Here is a 19,648-nt window from a genome sequence, read left to right on the forward strand (position 1 = left end):
CCGGCTCAGGGGATGAAGCTGAGCAGGCTCACCACGGCGACGGAGAACACAACGAAGGCCCCGATGTTCCACCACGGGCTGAGCTCCTCGCCCGGCTCGCGCCGGACCCGCAGCAGCACGTCGGGCCGACGTGCTGGGTCGACGGCGTCTTTCACGACCGCCTGAGCGCCCGTGACGGGACCTGATGAGTTCTGCGTCGCCATATCCGTCTGCTCCCGGCGCTCGACATCGCGGACGCGATGCCCCTTCTCGACCGCCTCCTTCGATTGTGCCACGGTCGGAGGCGAGGGGGCCGTCACAGCCCCGTCACGATCGCCCGGCGCGCCGGCCCTGTGCGCCCGGCGCTCAGAGCCACTTCGAGACGAGGTGCTCCGACGAGACGCGACGCAGCGTGCCCGAGTGGCTGCGCAGCACCACGCTCTCGGTGTAGACGTAGTCGCCGCTGCGGCGCACCCCGGCGACGAGCTGGCCGTCGGTCACGCCGGTCGCGACGAAGAGCGTGTTGTTGCCACGGACGAGCTCGTCCGCCTCGTAGACGTGGTCCATCTTCAGACCCGCGTCGATGCCCTTCTGCCGCTCGTCATCATCGCGGGGCCACAGCCGGCCCTGGATGTGCCCGCCGAGCGCCTTGATGGCGCACGCCGTGACGATCCCCTCCGGGCTGCCGCCGATCCCCACGCACATGTCGGTGCGCGCGTTGTGGCGCGCCGCGTTGATGCCGCCGGCCACGTCGCCATCCGACATGAGCCGCGTGCCGGCGCCGGCCTCCCGGATCTCATCGATGAGCTTCTCGTGCCGCGGGCGGTTGAGTACCGAGACGACCATCTCGTCCACGGGCTTGTCGAGCGCCTTGGCCAGCCGCCGGATGTTCTCGCCGATCGGCAGCCGGATGTCGACGACACCCACCCCCGCGGGACCCGTGACGAGCTTGTCCATGTAGAAGACGCTCGACGCGTCGAGCATGGTGCCGCGGTCCGACAGCGCGATGACCGAGAGCGCGTTCTGACGCCCAGCGGCCGTCAGCGAGGTGCCGTCGATCGGATCGACCGCGATGTCGTAGGCGCGCCCCTCGCCCGTGCCCACGTGCTCGCCGTTGTAGAGCATGGGGGCGTTGTCCTTCTCGCCCTCGCCGATCACCACGACGCCGTCGAAGTCGACCGTCGCGAGGAACGCGCGCATGCCGTCGACCGCCGCGCCGTCGGCCGCCTCCTTGTCGCCGCGGCCGATGAAGGGCACGGAGCGGATCGCCGCGGCCTCGGTGGCGCGCACGAGCTCGAGGGCGATGTTGCGGTCGGGACGGAGCGGGATCATGTCGTCGGCGGTCTGCATGCTGCGAGCCTATGCGGACGCATGCGGCGACGACCGGAGCGGCGGGCGCGCGGCTCGCGAAGGATCGTCGATTCTTTCGTTCCTGTCATGTCTCACGCCGCGCCCGGGCCTCACCGGCACGGTGTCTGGCGGGCCACCGCTGAGTAGAGTGAGACGCGACAGACGTCGACCGGAGGAGCCAGACATGCCCGTCGCCACACCCGACCAGTACGCCGAGATGCTCGACCGCGCGAAGGCGGGCGGCTTCGCCTACCCCGCCATCAACGTGTCGAGCTCGCAGACCATCAACGCCGTGCTGCAGGGGCTGGCCGAGGCCGGATCCGACGGCATCCTGCAGGTCACCACGGGCGGCGCCGACTACTTCGCCGGCCACACCGTCAAGGGCCGCGCCACCGGTGCGATCGCGATGGCGCAGTACGTGCGCACCGTCGCCAAGAACTATCCCACCACCGTGGCCGTGCACACCGACCACTGCCCGAAGGAGGCCCTCGACGGCTTCCTGCTGCCGGTGCTCGAGGCGAGCGAGGAGCAGGTGAAGGCCGGCGGCGAGCCGCTGTTCAACTCCCACATGTGGGACGGCTCGGCCGTGCCGCTCGACGAGAACATCGAGATCGCGGCGGGTCTGCTGCCCCGTACCAGCGCGATCGGCTCGATCCTCGAGATCGAGGTCGGCGTCGTCGGCGGCGAGGAGGACGGCGTCAAGCACGAGGGCTCGAACGAGGCGCTCTACACGACCGTCGGCGACGTGACGAAGGCCGTCGAGGCGCTCGGGCTCGGCGAGAAGGGCCGCTACATCGCCGCCCTCACCTTCGGAAACGTCCACGGCGTCTACAAGCCCGGCGGCGTCAAGCTGCGGCCCGAGCTGCTGGGCGAGATCCAGGAGGGCATCGCCGCGGCGTTCGGCACCGGCCCCAAGCCGCTCGACCTCGTCTTCCACGGCGGCAGCGGATCGACCGCCGAGGAGATCGCCACCGCCGTCGCCAACGGCGTGATCAAGATGAACATCGACACCGACACGCAGTACGCGTTCACGCGCTCGATCGCCGGCTACATGTTCTCGAACTACGAGGGCGTGCTGAAGGTCGACGGCGAGGTCGGCAACAAGAAGCAGTACGACCCGCGCGCGTGGGGCAAGGTCGCCGAGACGGCGATGGCCGCCCGTGTCGTCGAGGCCGCCCAGCAGCTCGGATCGGCCGGTCAGAGCAAGGGCTGATTCCACCCGACGAAAGCGCCCGGTGCCGGTGGCACCGGGCGCTTTGTCGTGTGATGGCGCTACGGGGTGCCGGCGCGCATGATGGCATCGAGCACGGCGGGATCGTTCAGCAGCGGCACCGTCATCAGCAGGCCCGACGCCCCGAGGAACACGACGGCGCCCACGATCGGGATCCAGAACGCCGTCCGCCCGGCGCGCAGGCGAAGGTACGACAGCGCCGCCGTGGCGAGCCAGCCGAGGCCCATCACGAGCGCCGCCGCCACACCCCATCCCCGCCCGCCGGCCGGATCGGAGAGCGTCGCGTCCACGCCCATCATCCCCAGCAGGTTCTCGGCGTACGTGACGTAGTCGGTGAGCTGCGGGATCGTCACGATCACGTTGAGCAGGCCGTAGACGAGCAGGGCGACGGTGACGACGCGGTCGATGAGGCGGCCCGTGCTCGCCCCGCTGCCGGCGACGGGGACGACGGGGGCCGGTTCCTCCGCCCCCGCGGCCGGTGCCGGCGTCGGCACCGGGAGGGGGTTGGCCTGGATGCGGCGCTGCTGCTCCTCGGGCGAGGCGTACTCGCCGAACTGCGGGCGCGGCGGCCGGGGCTGCTCGTCGCCGTGCGGGCGAGGGGGCAGCGCCTCACTCACGCCGTGGCCCCGACCCGTCCGCCGCGAGGCTGGCCGTCGCCGCGGAGCTCCTTGGGCAGCGAGAAGATCAGATCCTCCTCGGCCGTCTTCACCTCTTCGACATCCACATAGCCCGCGTGGGCGAGCTCGCGCAGCAGCTCCTGCACGAGTACCTCGGGCACCGATGCGCCGCTCGTCACGCCGATCGTCTCGACGCCGTCGAGCCATTCCTGCTTGACCTCGTCGGCGTAGTCGACGCGGTAGGCGGCCTTGGCCCCGTACTCCAGCGCCACCTCGACGAGGCGCACGCTGTTGGAGGAGTTCGCCGATCCGACGACGATCACGAGGTCGGCGTCCTTCGCCACCTTCTTGATCGCCACCTGGCGATTCTGCGTCGCGTAGCAGATGTCGTCCGAGGGCGGATCCTGCAGCTGCGGGAAGCGGTCGCGCAGGCGGCGGACGGTCTCCATCGTCTCGTCCACCGACAGCGTGGTCTGCGACAGCCACACGAGCTTCGACGGATCGGCGACCTCGACGGTGTCCGCCTCGTCGGGGTTGTTCACGATGGTGACGTGCTCGGGGGCCTCCCCCGCCGTGCCCTCCACCTCCTCGTGGCCCTCGTGGCCGACGAGCAGGATCTGGTAGTCATCGCGGGCAAAGCGCTTGGCCTCGCGGTGCACCTTGGTCACGAGCGGGCAGGAGGCGTCGATGGCCTGAAGGCCACGGTCGGCGGCCGCGTCGACCACGGCCGGCGAGACACCGTGCGCGCTGAAGACGACGTGCGCGCCCTCGGGCACCTCGTCGACCTCCTCGACGAAGATCGCGCCCTTCTCCTCGAGCTCCCGCACCACGTGGATGTTGTGCACGATCTGCTTGCGCACGTACACGGGGGCGCCGTAGCGCTCGAGCGCCTTCTCGACGGTGATCACCGCACGGTCGACGCCGGCGCAGTAGCCGCGGGGCGCCGCGAGCAGCACGCGCTTGTGTCCGCGCACCTCGTTATCCTGGAGGCGCTCACGACGTGCCGGGATGCGCGGCATGGGAAGCGAAATGGCGGTGGTGCTCACCCGCCCAGTCTACGGTCGGCACATGAGCGTCGGCCGAGTCCACGACCTCAGGAAGGCAGCCGCCGTGACCACCTTCCAGGCCGATCCGGTACCGGGTCAGGCGCCCCCTCCCGACAGCGTCGCGCCGCGCGATTCCACGCCCAGCGCGCCCACCTCGATCGCCCGGCTGAACCAGACGATCCGCGGCTTCATCGAGCGCTGGGGCTCCGTGTGGGTCGAGGGCGAGATCACGTCGTGGAACGTGCGCGCGGGCAACATCTTCGCGCGGCTGAAGGACAGCCAGTCCGAGGCACAGATCTCCATCCGGATCTGGTCGAGCGTGCGCGCGCGCATCCCGGCCGACCTCAAGATCGGCGATCACGTGGTCGCCTGCGTCAAGGCCGACTACTTCGTGCGGGCCGGCGACTTCTCCTTCCAGGTCACGGCCATGAAGCACGTCGGGCTGGGCGAACAGCTCGAGCGCCTCGAGCGCCTGCGGGCGCAGCTGCGCGCCGAGGGGCTCTTCGACGCCGCCCGCAAGAAGCCGCTGCCGTTCCTGCCGCACTGCATCGGCCTCATCACGGGCGAGCGCAGCGATGCCGAGAAGGACGTGCACCGCAACGCCGAGCTTCGCTGGCCCGAGGTGCGCTTCCGCACCGAGTACGCCGCCGTGCAGGGCGACCGCTGCGTTCCGGAGACGCTCGCGGCGCTCAAGCGGCTCGATGAGGACCCCGAGGTCGACGTGATTGTGATCGCCCGAGGCGGCGGCGATCCGCAGACGCTCCTCGGGTTCAGTGACGAACGGCTGCTGCGCGCCGTCGCGGCCGCGCGCACGCCCGTCGTGAGCGCGATCGGGCACGAGAACGACCGCCCGCTGCTCGACGACGTCGCCGACCTGCGGGCCTCCACGCCCACGGACGCCGCCAAGCGCGTCGTCCCCGACGTGGGCGAGCAGCGCGCGCTCGTCGCGCAACTGCGGTCGCGGGCCAGGATGCGCGTCACGCAGCGCGTGCAGCACGACATCGCGCAACTGGAGCAGCTGCGCTCCCGCCCCGCCCTGCGCGACCCGGAGCGGATCGTGCGCGACCGCGCACAGGAGGTGTTCCTGCTCGCGGCGCGGGGGCGCGACCTCGTGGGCCGCCGCATCCACACCGCCGAGGCCCGCACCGCCGAGCTGCGGGCCTCCCTGCGCGCTCTCTCCCCCGCCGCCACGCTCGCCCGCGGCTACGCCATCGCGCATACGGACGGCGGCGTGATCGTGCGGGACGCCCAGCAGGCACCGGCCGGCACGCGCCTCGTCGTCACTCTCGATCGCGGCTCCGTGGCCGCCGTGAGCGAGGGGCCGGCGGACCAGGGACCGGCGGGCGTTCCCGCCGCCGAATAGGATGGAAGGGATGACCGACCAGCCCGCTCCCGCCGACGTCGCGGAGCTCTCGTTCGAACAGGCACGCGACGAGCTCGTGCGCGTGGTCGCCGAGCTGGAGCAGGGCGCACCGACGCTCGAGCACTCGCTGGCCCTGTGGGAACGCGGCGAGGCACTCGCGGCGCGCTGCGAGGAGTGGCTGCGCGGCGCGAAGAGCCGGCTCGACGCCGCGCGCCCCGGCGCCGACGAGGACGAGTGATGGCGGAGTACCCCGAGCAGTCGGCGGAGGAGATCGCCGCCCAGAAGGCCGCGCGCTCGGCGGCGTACCGACAGAGCCAGACCTTCACCAACCTCCTCATCGCCCTTGCCGTGAGCGTGGCGGTCGTGGCCGTGATCTTCTTCGCCGTGCCGCGGGGCACGCCCCCGGAGCGGCCCCCCATCGACGTCGCCGAGGTCGCCTCGCGCGTCTCGGAGACGTATCAGCGCGACGTCGTCGTCGCGGAGGTCCCCGCGTCGTGGGGCGTCAATGTGGCCGAGGTCCAGCCCGGCGCGCCCTCGGTGTGGCAGGTGGTGTACACCCCCGACGAGATCAGCTTCCTCGACCTGGCGCAGGGATTCGACGCGGACGACACGTGGGCGTCGCAGCAGCTCGGAGGCGCGGCACCGACCGGCGAGATCACGATCGACGGAGTCGCGTGGCAGCGCTACGAGATCTCGCGCCCCGAGGACCATGGGAATGTCTCGTACGCGCTGGGCACCCAGGCGGGAGCCGATCACGTGCTGCTGTACGGATCGGCCTCCCCCGAGACCACCGCCGAACTGGCCGGGCTTGTGGCCGACCAGGTGCGTGCGCTGCAGGAAGGAGCGGAATGACGGACGCGATCGCCCCGGCAGAGGCCTGGGCAGAGATGATGGCAGGCAACGCCCGGTTCGTGGCGGGCACCCCCGCCCACCCCCACCAGGACGTGGCCCGGCGCGCGGAGGTCTCCGCGGCGCAGACGCCGCGGGCGGCACTGTTCGGCTGCTCGGACTCGCGACTGGCGGCCGAGATCATCTTCGACATGGGCCTCGGAGACCTGTTCGTCGTGCGCAACGCCGGCCAGGTCACGGGCGAGTCGATCATGGGCTCGCTGGAGTACGCCGTCGAGGTGCTGAAGGTTCCCCTCATCGTCGTGCTCGGACACGACGCGTGCGGCGCCGTGCGCGCCGCGATCGACAGCTTCGATGTCGCGCAGCCGCCGCTGCCGCCGCACATCTGGCGCACCATCTCGCCCATCGTGCCGTCGGTGCGCGCGGAGCTGCACGCGGGGGCCGCCGATGGCGTCACGTACGAGACCGTCGACGCCGAGCTGGTCGGCCGTCGCCACCTGCGCCAGACCGTGACGGCGATCCTGCAGTCGTCCGAACTGATCAGCGACGCCGTCGCCGAGGGTCGCCTCGGCATCGTCGGCGCCAACTACCGCCTGGCCGAGGGCACGGTCGTGCCCGACGTCGTCCTGGGAGCCGCGTCCGCGGCCTGAACTCCGGAGGAAGAAGTGACCGAGACCGAGTACCGGATCGAACACGACACGATGGGCGAGGTGCGCGTTCCCAAGAACGCGCTGTACCGCGCCCAGACCCAGCGCGCGGTCGAGAACTTCCCGATCTCGGGCACGGGCCTCGAGTCGCGCCAGATCGCCGCACTCGCCCGGATCAAGAAGGCCGCGGCGCTCGCCAACAAGGAGCTGGGCACGCTCGACGGCGAGATCGCCGACGCGATCGCGTGGGCCGCGGACCAGGTCGTCACGGGCGCGCACGACGGCGAGTTCCCGGTCGACACGTACCAGACCGGGTCCGGCACCTCGTCCAACATGAACATGAACGAGGTGCTCTCGACGCTCGCGACGCAGCGTCTCGGTCGCGACGTGCACCCCAACGACCACGTCAACGCCTCCCAGTCCTCGAACGACGTCTTCCCCACCTCCGTGCACGTGGCCGTGACCGAGGCGCTCGTCTCGGACCTCGTGCCCGCGCTCGACCACCTCGCCAAGGCCCTCGAGGACAAGGCCGAGGAGTGGAAGACGGTCGTCAAGTCGGGCCGCACCCACCTCATGGACGCGACCCCCGTGACGCTGGGGCAGGAGTTCGGCGGGTATGCCCGGCAGATGCGCCTGGGCATCGAGCGCGTCGAGGCCGCCCTGCCCCGCGTGGCGGAGGTGCCGCTGGGCGGCACGGCCGTCGGCACCGGCATCAACACCCCGCAGGGCTTCCCGCAGAAGGTGCTCGAGCTGCTGGTCGCCGAGACCGGTCTGCCCATCACCGAGGCGCAGGACCACTTCGAGGCGCAGGCGAACCGCGACGGACTCGTCGAGGCATCGGGCGCGCTGCGCACGATCGCGGTGTCGCTGACGAAGATCAACAACGACCTGCGCTGGATGGGTTCCGGCCCGAACACCGGCCTCGGCGAGCTGCACCTGCCCGACCTGCAGCCCGGCTCGTCGATCATGCCGGGCAAGGTGAACCCGGTCGTGCCCGAGGCCACCCTGATGGTGTGCGCGCGCGTCATCGGCAACGACGCCACGGTCGCGTGGGCCGGCGCGTCGGGCTCGTTCGAGCTGAACGTGGCGATCCCCGTCATGGGCACCGCCCTGCTGGAGTCGATCCGTCTGCTCGCCAACGCCACGCGCGTGCTGGCCGACAAGACGATCGTCGGTCTCAAGGCCAACCTCGAGCGCGTGACGGCGCTGGCGGGCATGAGCCCCTCGATCGTCACGCCGCTGAACAAGGTGATCGGCTACGAGGCCGCCGCCAAGATCGCCAAGCACTCGGTCGCCAGGGGCATCACGGTGCGCGAGGCGGTCATCGACCTCGGCTACGTGGAGCGCGGCGAGATCACCGAGGCGGAGCTGGACGAGCGCCTCGACCTGCTCTCGATGACCCACCCGGGCTGAGCCGGGAACGCGAAGGGGCGGCGGGCCGGGCCCGCCGCCCCTTTGCCGTGCCCGGACTCAGCGCATGTCGGCGGGGATCTCCGACGGCTCGACCGCCGGATGCCGCGCCGAGACCTTGTCGATCCACGCCAGGGCGAGCGCCGACACGATGAAGGCGAGGTGGATCACCACCTGCCAGAACACGCCCTCGCTCGTGTAGGTCTCCCCCGTGACGGACTCGTCCGTGTGGGCGCCGATGTCACCCACCTCGATGAACGTGCGCAGCAGGTGGATCGACGAGATGCTGATGATCGAGATCGCCAGCTTCACCTTCAGCACATTGGCGTTGACGTGGTTGAGCCAGTCCGGCTGATCGGGGTGGTCGTTGATGCGCAGGCGGGAGACGAAGATCTCATAGCCGCCCATGATCACCATGATGAGCAGGTTCGCGATCATGACGACGTCGATGAGGCCGAGCACCGCGAGCATGATCGTCGCCTCGTTGAGGTGCGAGATGTCATGGAAGACCGTCTCAATCAGGTGCCACAGGTCGACCATGAAGACGATGACGTACACCACCTGGGCGACGATCAGTCCCACGTAGAGCGGGGCCTGCAGCCACCGGCTCGCGAAGATGAAGTACCCGAGCGCCCCTCGCGCGGGCGTGCGGCTCGGGGACGATGGCGGTGCGGTCGGTGGGGTCTGTGTCGTCACGGTTGCCCTCTCTGTGTCAAGCCGCACGATTCTATTCGGGCGAGATGACGCGCACGCACAGACGCACGAGGGGACGGCGGGTGTGCCCGCCGTCCCCTCGCCGATCGCGTTCGATCAGCAGCACCTCGCGCCGGGATTGGCGCCCTGCTCGCGGTAGACGCGCCGCCAGTACTCGCGTGCGCTCAGTGGCTCGCAGTCGGGGTGCGCGACGCGCGCGTGCGCGACATACGCGTCATACCGCGACTCGCCCGTCACACCCCGCGCGTACCAGCTCAGCGCCCGCCAACCGCGCGCCAGCACGGCTCGCACGCCGGCAGCGGGAGAGGCGAAGCCCGACATCAGTGCCCCCTGACCGGCTTGACGTCCTCGGGCAGGGCCTCCCACCGCTTCTCGAGGTCACGCTCCTCCGCGGTCGGGATGAGCCCCGCCGGCGCGAACCGGCGCGAGGGGACCGCGGGCTCCTCGTTGTCGATCACCGCGTCCGCACGCAGTGCCTGCACGACCCGCACGATCGAGGCCGTGATGACGATGAGCGTGAGCACGAGGAACACGATCGAGAGCGTGCCCTGGATGAAGGTGTTGCGCACGACCGCCTCCATCGCCGGCACATCGGGCGCCGTGCCGAACGACGTCTCCCCCGCCGCGAGCGCATCGCGGAAGGCGACGTGCTGCGCCCAGTAGCCCACCGCGGGCACCGGCGAGAAGATCTTGTACAGCGACGCGACCGTCGTCACCACGGTGACGAACGCCAGCGGCAGCGCGACGATCCAGAGCGAGCGGAAGGTGCGCCGGCGCGCGACGATCGTGAGCACGACCGCGAGCGCGATGGACGCCAGCAGCTGGTTCGCGATACCGAACAGCGGGAAGAGGGTGTTGATGCCGCCGAGCGGATCGGTCACGCCCATCAGCAGCACGGCACCCCACCCTGCCACCATGATCGCGGTGCACAGCCATGCGCCGAGCCGCCACGAGGTGTCCTTGAAGCGCGGCACGACGTTGCCGATCGAGTCCTGCAGCATGAAGCGTGCCACGCGCGTGCCGGCGTCGACGGCGGTGAGGATGAACAGCGCCTCGAACATGATGGCGAAGTGATACCAGAAGCCCATCATCGCCTGGCCGCCGATCCACTGCCCCATGATGACGGCGAGGCCCACCGCAAGGGTGGGGGCGCCGCCCGTGCGTGAGACGATCGTCTCCTCGCCCACGAGATGGGCGAGGTTCGTGAGGGCCTCGGGAGTGAGGTTCACACCCGTCAGTCCGAGGCTGTTCACCCACGCCACGGCGCCCTCGACGGTGCCGAGCGTGGCGGCGGCCGAGGAGTTCATCGCGAAGTAGATGCCGCGGTCGATCGAGATGGCCGCCACGAGCGCCATGATCGCGACGAACGACTCCATGAGCATGCCGCCGTAGCCGATGAAGCGCGTCTGCCGTTCCTTCTCCACCATCTTCGGCGTCGTGCCCGACGAGATGAGCGCGTGGAAGCCGCTCAACGCGCCGCACGCGATCGTCACGAACAGGAACGGGAACAGCGGCCCGGCCCATACGGGACCGGTCTCGCCGCCGGCGAACTCGCTGAAGGCGGGCACAGAGATCTCGGGGCGTACGATGACGATCGCGACGGCGAGCGCGACGATCACGCCGATCTTCATGAACGTCGACAGGTAGTCGCGGGGCGCGAGCAGGATCCACACCGGCAGCACGGCCGCGACGAACCCGTAGATGATGATGCCCCAGGCGATCGTGACCTTGTCGAGCGTGAACAGCGCCTGGCCCCACTCCGTCTCGGCGACCATGCCGCCGCCGATGATCGCCGCCATGAGCAGTACGAAGCCGATGAGGGAGACCTCCGCGATCTTGCCCGGGCGGATCCAACGCAGGTAGGCGCCCATGAACAGCGCGATCGGGATCGTCATGGCGACCGAGAACACGCCCCACGGGCTCTCGGCGAGGGCGTTGACCACGACGAGAGCGAGGATCGCCGTGATGATGATCATGATGAGCAGCGTCGCGAGGATCGCCGCCGCCCCTCCGAAGCGCCCGAGCTCGTCGCGGGCCATCTGGCCGAGCGAGCGACCGCCGCGCCGCATGGAGAAGAACATCACGAGGTAGTCCTGCACCGCCCCGGCCAGCACCACGCCGACGATGATCCACAGGGTGCCCGGCAGATATCCCATCTGCGCCGCCAGCACGGGGCCGACGAGAGGCCCGGCTCCCGCGATGGCCGCGAAGTGATGACCGAAGAGCACGCGCCGATCGGTGGCGACGTAGTCCTTCCCGTCCGCGCGGTACTCGGCGGGCGTGGCGCGCGTGTCGTCGGGGCGCACGATCTTCTTCTCGATGTACCTCGAGTAGAAGCGGTAGAAGATGAGGTAGGTGCACACGGCGGCGAACACGAACCAGATGGCGTTCACCGTTTCGCCGCGCACGATGGCGAGCATCACCCACGCCAGGCCGCCGAGGAGGGCGATCGCGACCCAGACGGCGATCTTCAACGGCGTCCACCGCGGCTCCGCGGTGGCGGCGACGGGTGGCAGCTCCGATGGCGCTTGTGGCACGGACCCTGTCTGCTGGCTCATGGCTTGGACTCCTTTGTCTGCGCGGATCCCTTGATCCGACAACCACACACAGCGTAGGCGGTGCCGGAGCGCGCCGGCTCGCGGCACGCGCTCGCAATAGGGTGAGGGGATGCGCTATCCCGAGGTCCGCCGCGGCGACACCATCGACGAGTTCACCCTCCCCGACGGATCCGTGGAACGGATCGCCGCGCCGTACCGGTGGCTGGAGGACGCCGACAGCGCCGAGACGCGCGCGTTCATCGAGGCCCAGAACGACTTCGCCGAGCCGATCCTCGCGGCGCTGCCCGCCCGCGGGGCGTTCCGGGAACGCCTGACCGAGCTGCTCTCCCGGCCGACACGCGGCGTCCCGCTGCAGCGGGGCGGGCGCCTGTTCGCGTGGCACGGCGATGGGCGCAATCAGGATGTGCTCGTCGTCGCCGACGACGCCGACGGCCTCGAGGACGCACGGGTGCTGCTGGATCCGAACGACCTCTCCCCGGACGGCACCGTGGCCGTCACGGCCACGTCGCCGAGCCCCGACGGGTCGCTCATGGCCTACGGCGTCGCGGACGGCGGCAGCGACTGGCGCACCATCCGCGTGCGCGATGTCGCCACGGGCGACGACGTGGACGACGTGATCGAGTGGACGAAGTGGAACCTGCCGGTGTGGCAGCCCGGCGGCCGCTCCTTCACCTACTGGGCATACGACGCCCCGAGCGACGACCCGCTGGTGGATCAGATGGGCGCGGGCCGCCTCATGCTGCATCGTCTCGGCACGCCCGTCTCCGAGGACGAGGTACTGTTCACCCGGCCGGAGGAGCCGCGCACCTTCGGCCGCCAGTGGCCGCGCGACGACAAGTGGTTCGTGTTCTCGACCGACACCGGCTCGTCCAGCGGCAACGACCTGGCGGTGAGGCGCCATGAGGAGCCGATGTCTGCCCTGCGTGCGCTCGCGACCGGTCATGAGCGCGAGTGGAACGCGGTCGGCGTTCGTGGCGACCTGCTGTACGTCGTCACCGACGCCGACGCCCCCCGCTACCGGCTCGTCGCGTTCGATCTCGCCGCGGACGATCCCGCCGCCACACTGCGGGAGATCGTGCCGCAGCATGCCGAGGACGTGCTGCTCGACGCCGCCCTCACCGCGAGCGGGCTCGTGCTCACGTACTCGCACGACGCGTCGCACCGGATGCAGCTGGCGGGTGACGACGGCGCGCTCGGCGACGAGCTGCCCCTCGGCAGCGGCGTCTCCATCGAGAACTCCGACGCCGTCGCGGCGAGCGACACCGTGTTTGTGAAGACGCAGGGCTTCGTCGACCCGGGCACCCGCCACGAGATCATCGTGAACGGACGACGGGTCGTCTCGCACCGCACATTGCCCGACCCGACCGCCGGCGCGATCCCTGCCGCCACCACGCGGATCCACGCGGCGAGCGCCGACGGCACGGTCGTGCCGGCGTTCCTCGTCACCCCCGAGGGAGCCCCCGACGGTCCGCGCCCGACCCTCATGTGGGGCTATGGCGGCTTCAACATCCCCATGAACCCCGGCTATCGCGCGATCTTCGCCGCCTGGGTGCAGGCGGGCGGCACGCTCGTCGTGCCAAACCTGCGCGGCGGCGGCGAGTTCGGCTCCGACTGGCACAAGGCGGGCACGAAGGAGCGCAAGCAGAACGTCTTCGACGACCTCTTCGCCGTCGCCGAGCGCCTCATCGTCGACGGCATCACCACGCCGCAGCAGCTCGCGCTGCACGGCCGCTCGAACGGCGGGCTGCTCGCCGGTGCCGCGCTCACGCAGCGGCCCGAGCTGTGGGCGGCGGTGCTGCCGGGCGTGGGCGTGCTCGACATGCTGCGCTTCCACCGCTTCACCATCGGGTGGGCGTGGACCAGCGACTACGGCGACCCGGACGATCCCGAGGCGTTCGGCTACCTGCGCGCCTACTCGCCGCTGCACAACGTCGTCGAAGGGCGCGCCTATCCGCCCACGCTCATCACGACGGGCGATCACGACGACCGCGTCGTCCCGGGCCACTCCTTCCAGTTCGCCGCCGCCCTGCAGCACGCGCAGGGTGGGGACGCACCGATCCTGCTCTCGGTCGACACCCGCGCCGGTCACGGCATGGGCAAGCCCCGCGACGCGCAGGCCCGGGAGTTCGCGGATCAGCTCGCCTTCGCCGCCCGTTTCACGGGGCTGACGCCCTAGCCTCGGCTCGGGCGTCGCCGCGACGGCCGTCGACGCGTCTGCCTGACGCGCCTGACGCCTCGGTCGACGGCCGCGGGGGCGGACGTCGACCGAGGGATGCGGGCGGGGTGCGCCGCGCCTCTCAGGCCAGCTCGCCGACCTCCAGCAGGTCGGTCACGAGCGCCGCGATCGCCGACCGCTCCGAGCGCGTCAGGGTGATGTGGGCGAACAGGCCGTGCCCCTTCAGCGTCTCGATCACGCTCGCGATGCCGTCGTGGCGCCCGACGCGCAGGTTGTCGCGCTGCTGCACGTCGTGCGTGAGCACCACCTTGGAGTTCTGCCCGATCCGGCTCAGGACGGTGAGCAGCACGTTGCGCTCGAGCGACTGGGCCTCGTCGACGATCACGAACGCGTCGTGCAGGGAGCGGCCGCGAATGTGGGTGAGCGGCAGCACCTCGAGCATCCCGCGCTCCACGACCTCATCGAGCACGTTTTGCGACACGACCGAGCCGAGCGTGTCGAACACCGCCTGGCCCCAGGGGTTCATCTTCTCCGCCTGGTCGCCGGGCAGATAGCCCAGCTCCTGCCCGCCCACGGCGAACAGCGGCCGGAAGACGATGATCTTCTTCTGCTGCTGCTTCTCGAGGACCGCTTCGAGGCCGGCGCACAGCGCCAGCGCCGACTTGCCGGTGCCTGCCTTGCCGCCCAGCGAGACGATGCCGACCTCGGGGTCGGTCAGCAGGTCGATCGCGATCCGTTGCTCGGCCGAGCGGCCGTGCAGGCCGAACACATCGCTGTCCCCGCGCACCAGGCGATACGCGCCCTCCCCCGTGACCCTGCCGAGGGCGGACCCCCGCTCGGACTGGATGACGAGGCCGGTGTTGACCGGGATGCCCACGAGGTCGTCGTGCACGCCGACCTCCGCCTCGTACAGATCGGCCATCTCGTCGCCCGACAGCGCGAGCGAGGCAAGGCCCGTCCAGCCCGAGTCCACCGCCTGCTCCGCCAGGTACTCCTCGGCAGCCAGACCGAGCGAGGCGGCCTTCACGCGCATCGGCAGGTCCTTGGAGACCACCGTCACGGACTGCCCGTCCTGCTGCAGATGCATCGCCACCGCCAGGATGCGGCTGTCGTTGTCGCTGAGCCGGATTCCGCTGGGCAGCACCGACTGATCGGTGTTGTTCAGTTCCACGCGCAGCGTGCCGCCCGCGCCGACGGGAACGGGGAAGTCGAGGCGGCCGTGTTCGATGCGCAGATCGTCGAGATGGCGCAGCGCCTGCCGGGCGAAATAGCCGAGCTCCGGGTCGTGGCGCTTGCCCTCGAGCTCGCCCACCACGACGACCGGGATCACCACGGAGTGCTCGGCGAATCGGAAGAACGCGCGCGGATCGCTCAGGAGCACCGACGTGTCGAGCACATACGTCCGCAGATCCTGGTCCTGCTCCTGCACCGTTTCGCGAGCGGAACGCTGCCGACGCTGCACCGTGTTGCCAGTGGTCACAACCCACTCCCCGCCCCGGGCTCTGCCCGGCTCACAGCGAGTCGACCGTTGGCCACGAGTCGAGATCCAGATGGTCGACCCGATCGGACGCCTTGTCCGATGGCATGAACGTATGGCCGCGCGCGCGTCCGCGCGCACGGCACGCCGGGCGTGTCGGATTACGGGTTCGTGAATTCCCGGCGACTACGCGCCGCGCGGCGCCGCGGCCAGCGCGTCGGCGAGCATGCCGAAGGTCTCGTCGTCCGTGCCCACGTGCGGGGCGACGCGGATGAGGTTGCTGCGCGAGGTCACGGTCACGCCGCGGTTCGCGAGCGCGGCGGCCAGCGGAGCGACGTGCTCGGGTCGCGGCGCCAGGGCGACGAATCCGGCGCGCCGCTCGGGCTCGCGCGGCGTGAGCACCCGCATGCCGTGGGCGTCGGCGAGCGCGATGACGCGGTCCGTGAGCGAGCCCAGCTCGTCCTGGATCGCCGCCACGCCGACCGCCGCCACCTCGCTCACGGCCGCGGCCAGTCGGCTCGCCGCCAGCCAGTCGGGCTCGGAGAGCCGGTAGGCCTGGGCGGTGGGGTGGGGCGGGGGCACCTCGTCGAAGGCGATGCCCGCCTCGGTCGCCACGTGGCCCGAGAGCACGGGACGGATGACCTCGCGCGCCCGTGCCCCGAACCACGCGAAGCCCGTGCCGCGGCCCGCCCGCAGCCACTTGTACCCGTGGCCGCAGACCACATCGGCGGCGGCGTAGTCGGCGACGATCGTGCCGAAGCCCTGCGTGTCATCGACGATGAGCAGCCGGTCCTCGCCCAGCACCTCGCGCAGCGCGCGCAGGTCGGCGCGGAATCCGGTGCGCGAATCGACGGAGCTCACGACGAGCGCGCGCGTGTCGTCGCGCAGCGCGTCGGCGACCGCCTCCGGCGTGACGAAGCCCGACGGCGGGGTCATCCACTGCGGCGTCACCCGACCGAAGGACTCCGCGGCGCGGACGATGAGGGTCGGGATCGTCGGGAACTCGGCCGCCGAGGCCAGCACGCCGCCCTCGAGCCCGAACACGGCCTGCGCCATGCCGTAGCTGGTCGAGGGCTGCAGCGTCACCTCGTCGGCCACGCCGCCCAGCAGCTCGGCGACGGCCTCCCGCGCCTCGCGCACGCGCCCGGCGACGTGGTCGATGCTCGACGCGCGACCGGTGCCGAGCATGTTGACGTCGGCGACGACCTCGTCCCGCACCGTCGCCGAGAGCGGCCCGAACGCCGCGAAGTTGAGGTAACCGGGCTCGCCGGTGAAGGTTGCCCGATAGTCCGAGATGCTGCTCACTCGATCATCATGACACCCGCGGGGACGCGGCGCCGGGTCAGCCGCCGAAACGGCGCTCGCGACTGGCGTAGTCGCGGATCGCGCGGAGGAAGTCGATGCGCCGCAGGTCGGGGCCCAGCGCCTCCACGAAGTAGAACTCGCTGTGCGCGCTCTGCCACACGAGGAAGTCGCTGAGTCGCTGCTCCCCGCTCGTACGGATCACGAGATCCGGGTCCGGCTGGCCGCCGGTGTACAGGTGCTCGCCGATGACCTCGGGGGTGAGGCTGGCCGCCAGCTCCTCGAGGGAGCCGCCGCGCTCGTCGTGCTTCTGGATGATCTTGCGCACGGCATCGACGATCTCGGCGCGCCCGCCGTACCCGACGGCCAGGTTGACGTGCAGGCCGGTGTTGCCGCCCGTGCGCTCCTCCGCATCGCGCAGCGCCATGACGAGGGAGTCGGGAAGGTCGTCGACGCGGCCCACGTGCTGCACGCGCCAGTCGCCCCGCCCCGCGAGGCGGTGGGCGAGCCCCTCGATGATCTCGATGAGATCGCTCAGCTCGGCGGCGTCGCGCTTGCGCACGTTGTCATTGGAGAGCAGGTAGAGCGTGACGACGCCCACCCCGAGCTCGTCGCACCACTCGAGGAACTCGACCATCTTCCGGGCACCCGCGCGGTGGCCGTCCGCGGGCGTACGTAGGCCGAGCTGTCGGGCCCAGCGCCGGTTGCCGTCGATCATCATCGCGACATGGTGCGGCACGGCGGCCCGATCGATCTCGCGCCGCAGCCGCGCGGTGTAGAGCCGGTAGAGGGGACCGAGCCCCTGCCCCGAACGTCCGCTGTTCACGGATCCACCCTAGTCACGCGCTCGGGCGGGATGCCTGGACGCGGCCGACGCGTGCACCGGGCGGCATGAATTCGCACGTAGTCTCGGACCATGAGCCGACGTTCGCGCGCCCCCGAGGTCCCGCAGCTGCCCCTCATCGAAGCCTCCGCCGTCGACGCGGTCGTCGACGTCAAGCCGACGTGGCGCGGCTGGATCCACGCCGGTACCTTCCCCGTGGCGATCGTCACGGGGGTCGTGCTCATCAGTCTCGCGGAGGGCGCGACGGCGAAGTGGGCGTCGACCGTGTTCATGGCGTCGTCGCTGCTGCTGTTCGGCAACTCGGCCATGTACCACCGGTTCGACTGGAGCCCGACCGTCAAGGCGATCCTCAAGCGCATCGACCACGCCAACATCCTCCTGCTGATCGCCGGCACCTACACCCCGATCGCGTTGCTCGCTCTGCCGTTCCCGGAGGGGACGATCCTGCTCGTCGTCGTGTGGAGCGGCGCACTGCTGGGGATCCTGTTCCGCGTGCTGTGGATCGGGGCTCCCCGATGGCTCTACGTGGCGCTGTATTTGGCCCTCGGCTGGGCGGCCGTGATGTACATGCCGCAGCTGTTCGAGGCGAACTTGGCAATGGTGATCCTCGTCATCGTCGGCGGCGTGCTCTACACGATCGGAGCGGTCGTGTACGCCATGAAGCGCCCCAACCCGTGGCCTCGGCACTTCGGCTTCCACGAGATCTTCCACGTGTGCACGGTGCTGGCGTTCCTGTGCCACTGGACCGCCGCGCTGCTGCTGGCGATCAACCCGCCCTTCAACGGTCCCGCCTGACGGGCGAACCGCTCAGCGGCCGCGGTCGTCCTCGACGCCGTCGCCGCGGGCGGCCGCCTCCTCGGCATCGAGCGCCTCGTTCGCCTCCTCGCGGTACCGCACGCGGCGCACCCGGCGCAGCATGTCGAGCACGAGCAGCACGACCACGACGACGAGGAGCGCGACCACGGCGAAGCCGAGCGGACCCGGCGTCACCTGGTCGGGGTCGACGGTCGGGGTGGGGGTGGGCGTGACCGCCTGCGCGACGATCCAGCCGAGTCCGTGCATTCTGTCCTCATTCCCGACGTAGCCTGGAGTACCAGCCTACGTTCCTTCCCCCGGAGATTCCGTGACCACCAAGGCCGAGCTCGACGAGCGATACGGACGCACTCGCCGCGGTCGCCGCGCGGGATGGATCACGATCGGCGCTTTCGCGGCGCTCGCGGTGGGATGGCTGACGTGGACGACGGTGGCGTCCACCATCGACGACGTCGGAGTCGACGACCTCGGCTTCGAGGTGGTCGATGAGCGCGCCGTGGAGGTGTCGTTCCAGTTCACCGCTCCCCTCGGCCGCGATGTCGTGTGTGTGCTCGAGGCACTCGACGAGGACTTCGGCGTCGTGGGATGGAAGGTGTTCGAGTACCCCGCCACCGAGAGTCACGCGCAGCAGCACCGGGAGACCGTGCCGACCGTCGCGGAGGCGACGACCGGTTTGGTGAACTCCTGCCGGGTGTCGTAGGCTGACGCACCAGAACCTTGACGCCCCGGCCGGTGCCGGGGCGTCTTTCACATCCTGCTACGAAGGGATAAAGCCGTGTCGAACGACACCACGTTCCTCACTCAGGAGGCCTACGACCGCCTCGCCGCCGAGCTCGAGCACCTCAGCACGGTGGGCCGAGAGGAGATCGCCAAGCGCATCGAGGCCGCCCGCGAGGAGGGCGACCTTCGCGAGAACGGCGGCTACCACGCCGCCAAGGACGAGCAGGGCAAGCAGGAGGCCCGCATCCGCACGCTGCAGGCGCTGCTCAAGGACGCCGTCGTCGGCGAGGCGCCTCAGTCCGACGGCACGGTGCAGTCCGGCACCGTCGTCACCGCGCTCATCCTCGGCGATGAGGAGCGCTTCCTGCTCGGCAGCCGCGAGATCGCCGGTGGCACCGACCTCGACGTGTACAGCGAGAAGAGCCCGCTGGGCGCGGCGATCCTGGGCCTCAAGGAGGGCGACAAGACCTCCTACGAGGCGCCCAACGGCAAGCAGATCCCCGTCGAGATCATCAAGGTCGAGACCTTCGTCGGCTGACGCCGGCTCTCGCG

General features: G+C 70.6%; 21 protein-coding genes. 10 read left to right on the forward strand and 11 right to left on the reverse strand.

Going from position 1 to position 19,648, the window contains the following annotated elements; translation table 11 throughout:
• Nucleotides 1-5: 5 nt before the first annotated feature.
• Together N8N77_RS03035 and glpX are read right to left on the reverse strand one after the other, a co-directional pair.
• Nucleotides 6-275, reverse strand: a complete 270-nt coding sequence (locus N8N77_RS03035; RefSeq protein WP_261164546.1) for a UDP-N-acetylmuramyl pentapeptide phosphotransferase — start codon at nucleotides 273-275, stop codon at nucleotides 6-8.
• Nucleotides 276-345: 70 nt separating this feature from the next.
• Nucleotides 346-1,329 (reverse strand): class II fructose-bisphosphatase, encoded by a 984-nt coding sequence (gene glpX / locus N8N77_RS03040; RefSeq protein ID WP_261164547.1) that lies wholly within the window; start codon nucleotides 1,327-1,329, stop codon nucleotides 346-348.
• Between the two features lie 184 nt (nucleotides 1,330-1,513).
• On the opposite strand from glpX, the gene fbaA reads away from it, so the two are divergent.
• A complete protein-coding gene (fbaA, locus tag N8N77_RS03045; protein WP_261164549.1) occupies nucleotides 1,514-2,542 on the forward strand; it encodes a class II fructose-bisphosphate aldolase in 1,029 nt (342 codons plus the stop codon).
• A gap of 59 nt (nucleotides 2,543-2,601) precedes the next feature.
• Here the strand turns inward: fbaA and N8N77_RS03050 are convergent, their stop codons facing one another.
• Both N8N77_RS03050 and N8N77_RS03055 read right to left on the reverse strand, forming a co-directional pair.
• Nucleotides 2,602-3,177, reverse strand: coding sequence for a DUF6264 family protein (locus N8N77_RS03050; RefSeq protein WP_261164551.1), 576 nt, complete (start codon nucleotides 3,175-3,177; stop codon nucleotides 2,602-2,604).
• Nucleotides 3,174-4,196, reverse strand: a complete 1,023-nt coding sequence (locus tag N8N77_RS03055; protein WP_261165597.1) for a 4-hydroxy-3-methylbut-2-enyl diphosphate reductase — start codon at nucleotides 4,194-4,196, stop codon at nucleotides 3,174-3,176. Before N8N77_RS03055 ends, N8N77_RS03050 begins: the two co-directional genes overlap by 4 nt.
• Nucleotides 4,197-4,287: 91 nt before the next feature.
• Between N8N77_RS03055 and xseA the strand changes: the two genes are divergently transcribed.
• Genes xseA through N8N77_RS03080 form a run of 5 tightly spaced genes read left to right on the forward strand, consistent with a single transcriptional unit; the run spans nucleotide 4,288 to nucleotide 8,495 of the window.
• Nucleotides 4,288-5,586, forward strand: a complete 1,299-nt coding sequence (gene xseA, locus N8N77_RS03060) for an exodeoxyribonuclease VII large subunit (RefSeq protein ID WP_261165598.1) — start codon at nucleotides 4,288-4,290, stop codon at nucleotides 5,584-5,586.
• A 10-nt stretch (nucleotides 5,587-5,596) separates the two neighbouring features.
• Nucleotides 5,597-5,824, forward strand: coding sequence for an exodeoxyribonuclease VII small subunit (locus N8N77_RS03065; RefSeq protein ID WP_261164553.1), 228 nt, complete (start codon nucleotides 5,597-5,599; stop codon nucleotides 5,822-5,824).
• Complete coding sequence (locus N8N77_RS03070) at nucleotides 5,824-6,438, forward strand: DUF4245 domain-containing protein (RefSeq protein ID WP_261164554.1); 615 nt, start codon at nucleotides 5,824-5,826, stop codon at nucleotides 6,436-6,438. The genes N8N77_RS03065 and N8N77_RS03070 overlap by 1 nt, the downstream gene beginning before the upstream one ends.
• Entirely contained in the window at nucleotides 6,435-7,085 is a 651-nt protein-coding gene (locus N8N77_RS03075) for a carbonic anhydrase (RefSeq protein WP_261164555.1), read from the forward strand. The genes N8N77_RS03070 and N8N77_RS03075 overlap by 4 nt, the downstream gene beginning before the upstream one ends.
• 15 nt (nucleotides 7,086-7,100) lie before the next feature.
• Entirely contained in the window at nucleotides 7,101-8,495 is a 1,395-nt protein-coding gene (locus N8N77_RS03080; RefSeq protein ID WP_261164557.1) for a class II fumarate hydratase, read from the forward strand.
• A gap of 57 nt (nucleotides 8,496-8,552) precedes the next feature.
• Here the strand turns inward: N8N77_RS03080 and N8N77_RS03085 are convergent, their stop codons facing one another.
• The 3 genes from N8N77_RS03085 to N8N77_RS03095 all read right to left on the reverse strand — a co-directional run bounded on the left by N8N77_RS03085 (nucleotide 8,553) and on the right by N8N77_RS03095 (nucleotide 11,764).
• Nucleotides 8,553-9,188, reverse strand: coding sequence for a TIGR00645 family protein (locus N8N77_RS03085; protein ID WP_261164559.1), 636 nt, complete (start codon nucleotides 9,186-9,188; stop codon nucleotides 8,553-8,555).
• A 114-nt stretch (nucleotides 9,189-9,302) separates the two neighbouring features.
• Nucleotides 9,303-9,527, reverse strand: a complete 225-nt coding sequence (locus N8N77_RS03090; protein WP_261164561.1) for a YbdD/YjiX family protein — start codon at nucleotides 9,525-9,527, stop codon at nucleotides 9,303-9,305.
• A complete protein-coding gene (locus N8N77_RS03095; RefSeq protein ID WP_261164562.1) occupies nucleotides 9,527-11,764 on the reverse strand; it encodes a carbon starvation CstA family protein in 2,238 nt (745 codons plus the stop codon). Before N8N77_RS03095 ends, N8N77_RS03090 begins: the two co-directional genes overlap by 1 nt.
• A 109-nt stretch (nucleotides 11,765-11,873) precedes the next feature.
• Here N8N77_RS03095 and N8N77_RS03100 point away from each other — a divergent pair, with 109 nt between their 5' ends.
• Complete coding sequence (locus N8N77_RS03100) at nucleotides 11,874-13,940, forward strand: prolyl oligopeptidase family protein (protein WP_261164564.1); 2,067 nt, start codon at nucleotides 11,874-11,876, stop codon at nucleotides 13,938-13,940.
• 121 nt (nucleotides 13,941-14,061) lie between these two features.
• Here the strand turns inward: N8N77_RS03100 and N8N77_RS03105 are convergent, their stop codons facing one another.
• The 3 genes from N8N77_RS03105 to N8N77_RS03115 form a co-directional block, all read right to left on the reverse strand.
• Nucleotides 14,062-15,420: a PhoH family protein gene (locus tag N8N77_RS03105; protein ID WP_396652767.1), complete on the reverse strand. Its 1,359-nt coding sequence runs from the start codon at nucleotides 15,418-15,420 to the stop codon at nucleotides 14,062-14,064.
• Nucleotides 15,421-15,603: 183 nt separating this feature from the next.
• A complete protein-coding gene (locus N8N77_RS03110) occupies nucleotides 15,604-16,722 on the reverse strand; it encodes an aminotransferase class V-fold PLP-dependent enzyme (RefSeq protein WP_261164565.1) in 1,119 nt (372 codons plus the stop codon).
• 37 nt (nucleotides 16,723-16,759) lie between these two features.
• On the reverse strand, nucleotides 16,760-17,545 hold the full coding sequence (locus N8N77_RS03115; RefSeq protein ID WP_261164566.1) for an isoprenyl transferase: 786 nt from the start codon (nucleotides 17,543-17,545) through the stop codon (nucleotides 16,760-16,762).
• 90 nt (nucleotides 17,546-17,635) lie between these two features.
• Between N8N77_RS03115 and N8N77_RS03120 the strand changes: the two genes are divergently transcribed.
• Complete coding sequence (locus N8N77_RS03120) at nucleotides 17,636-18,358, forward strand: hemolysin III family protein (RefSeq protein ID WP_261164567.1); 723 nt, start codon at nucleotides 17,636-17,638, stop codon at nucleotides 18,356-18,358.
• A 12-nt stretch (nucleotides 18,359-18,370) separates the two neighbouring features.
• Here the strand turns inward: N8N77_RS03120 and N8N77_RS03125 are convergent, their stop codons facing one another.
• Entirely contained in the window at nucleotides 18,371-18,625 is a 255-nt protein-coding gene (locus N8N77_RS03125) for a hypothetical protein (protein ID WP_261164569.1), read from the reverse strand.
• Nucleotides 18,626-18,686: 61 nt separating this feature from the next.
• Between N8N77_RS03125 and N8N77_RS03130 the strand changes: the two genes are divergently transcribed.
• Nucleotides 18,687-19,076, forward strand: a complete 390-nt coding sequence (locus N8N77_RS03130; protein ID WP_261164570.1) for a DUF4307 domain-containing protein — start codon at nucleotides 18,687-18,689, stop codon at nucleotides 19,074-19,076.
• Nucleotides 19,077-19,151: 75 nt separating this feature from the next.
• Entirely contained in the window at nucleotides 19,152-19,634 is a 483-nt protein-coding gene (greA, locus tag N8N77_RS03135) for a transcription elongation factor GreA (protein ID WP_261164571.1), read from the forward strand.
• The last annotated feature ends 14 nt before the right edge of the window (nucleotides 19,635-19,648 follow it).

The organism is Microbacterium sp. Marseille-Q6965 (assembly GCF_946151065.1).
In the GTDB taxonomy this organism is placed as follows: domain Bacteria; phylum Actinomycetota; class Actinomycetes; order Actinomycetales; family Microbacteriaceae; genus Microbacterium.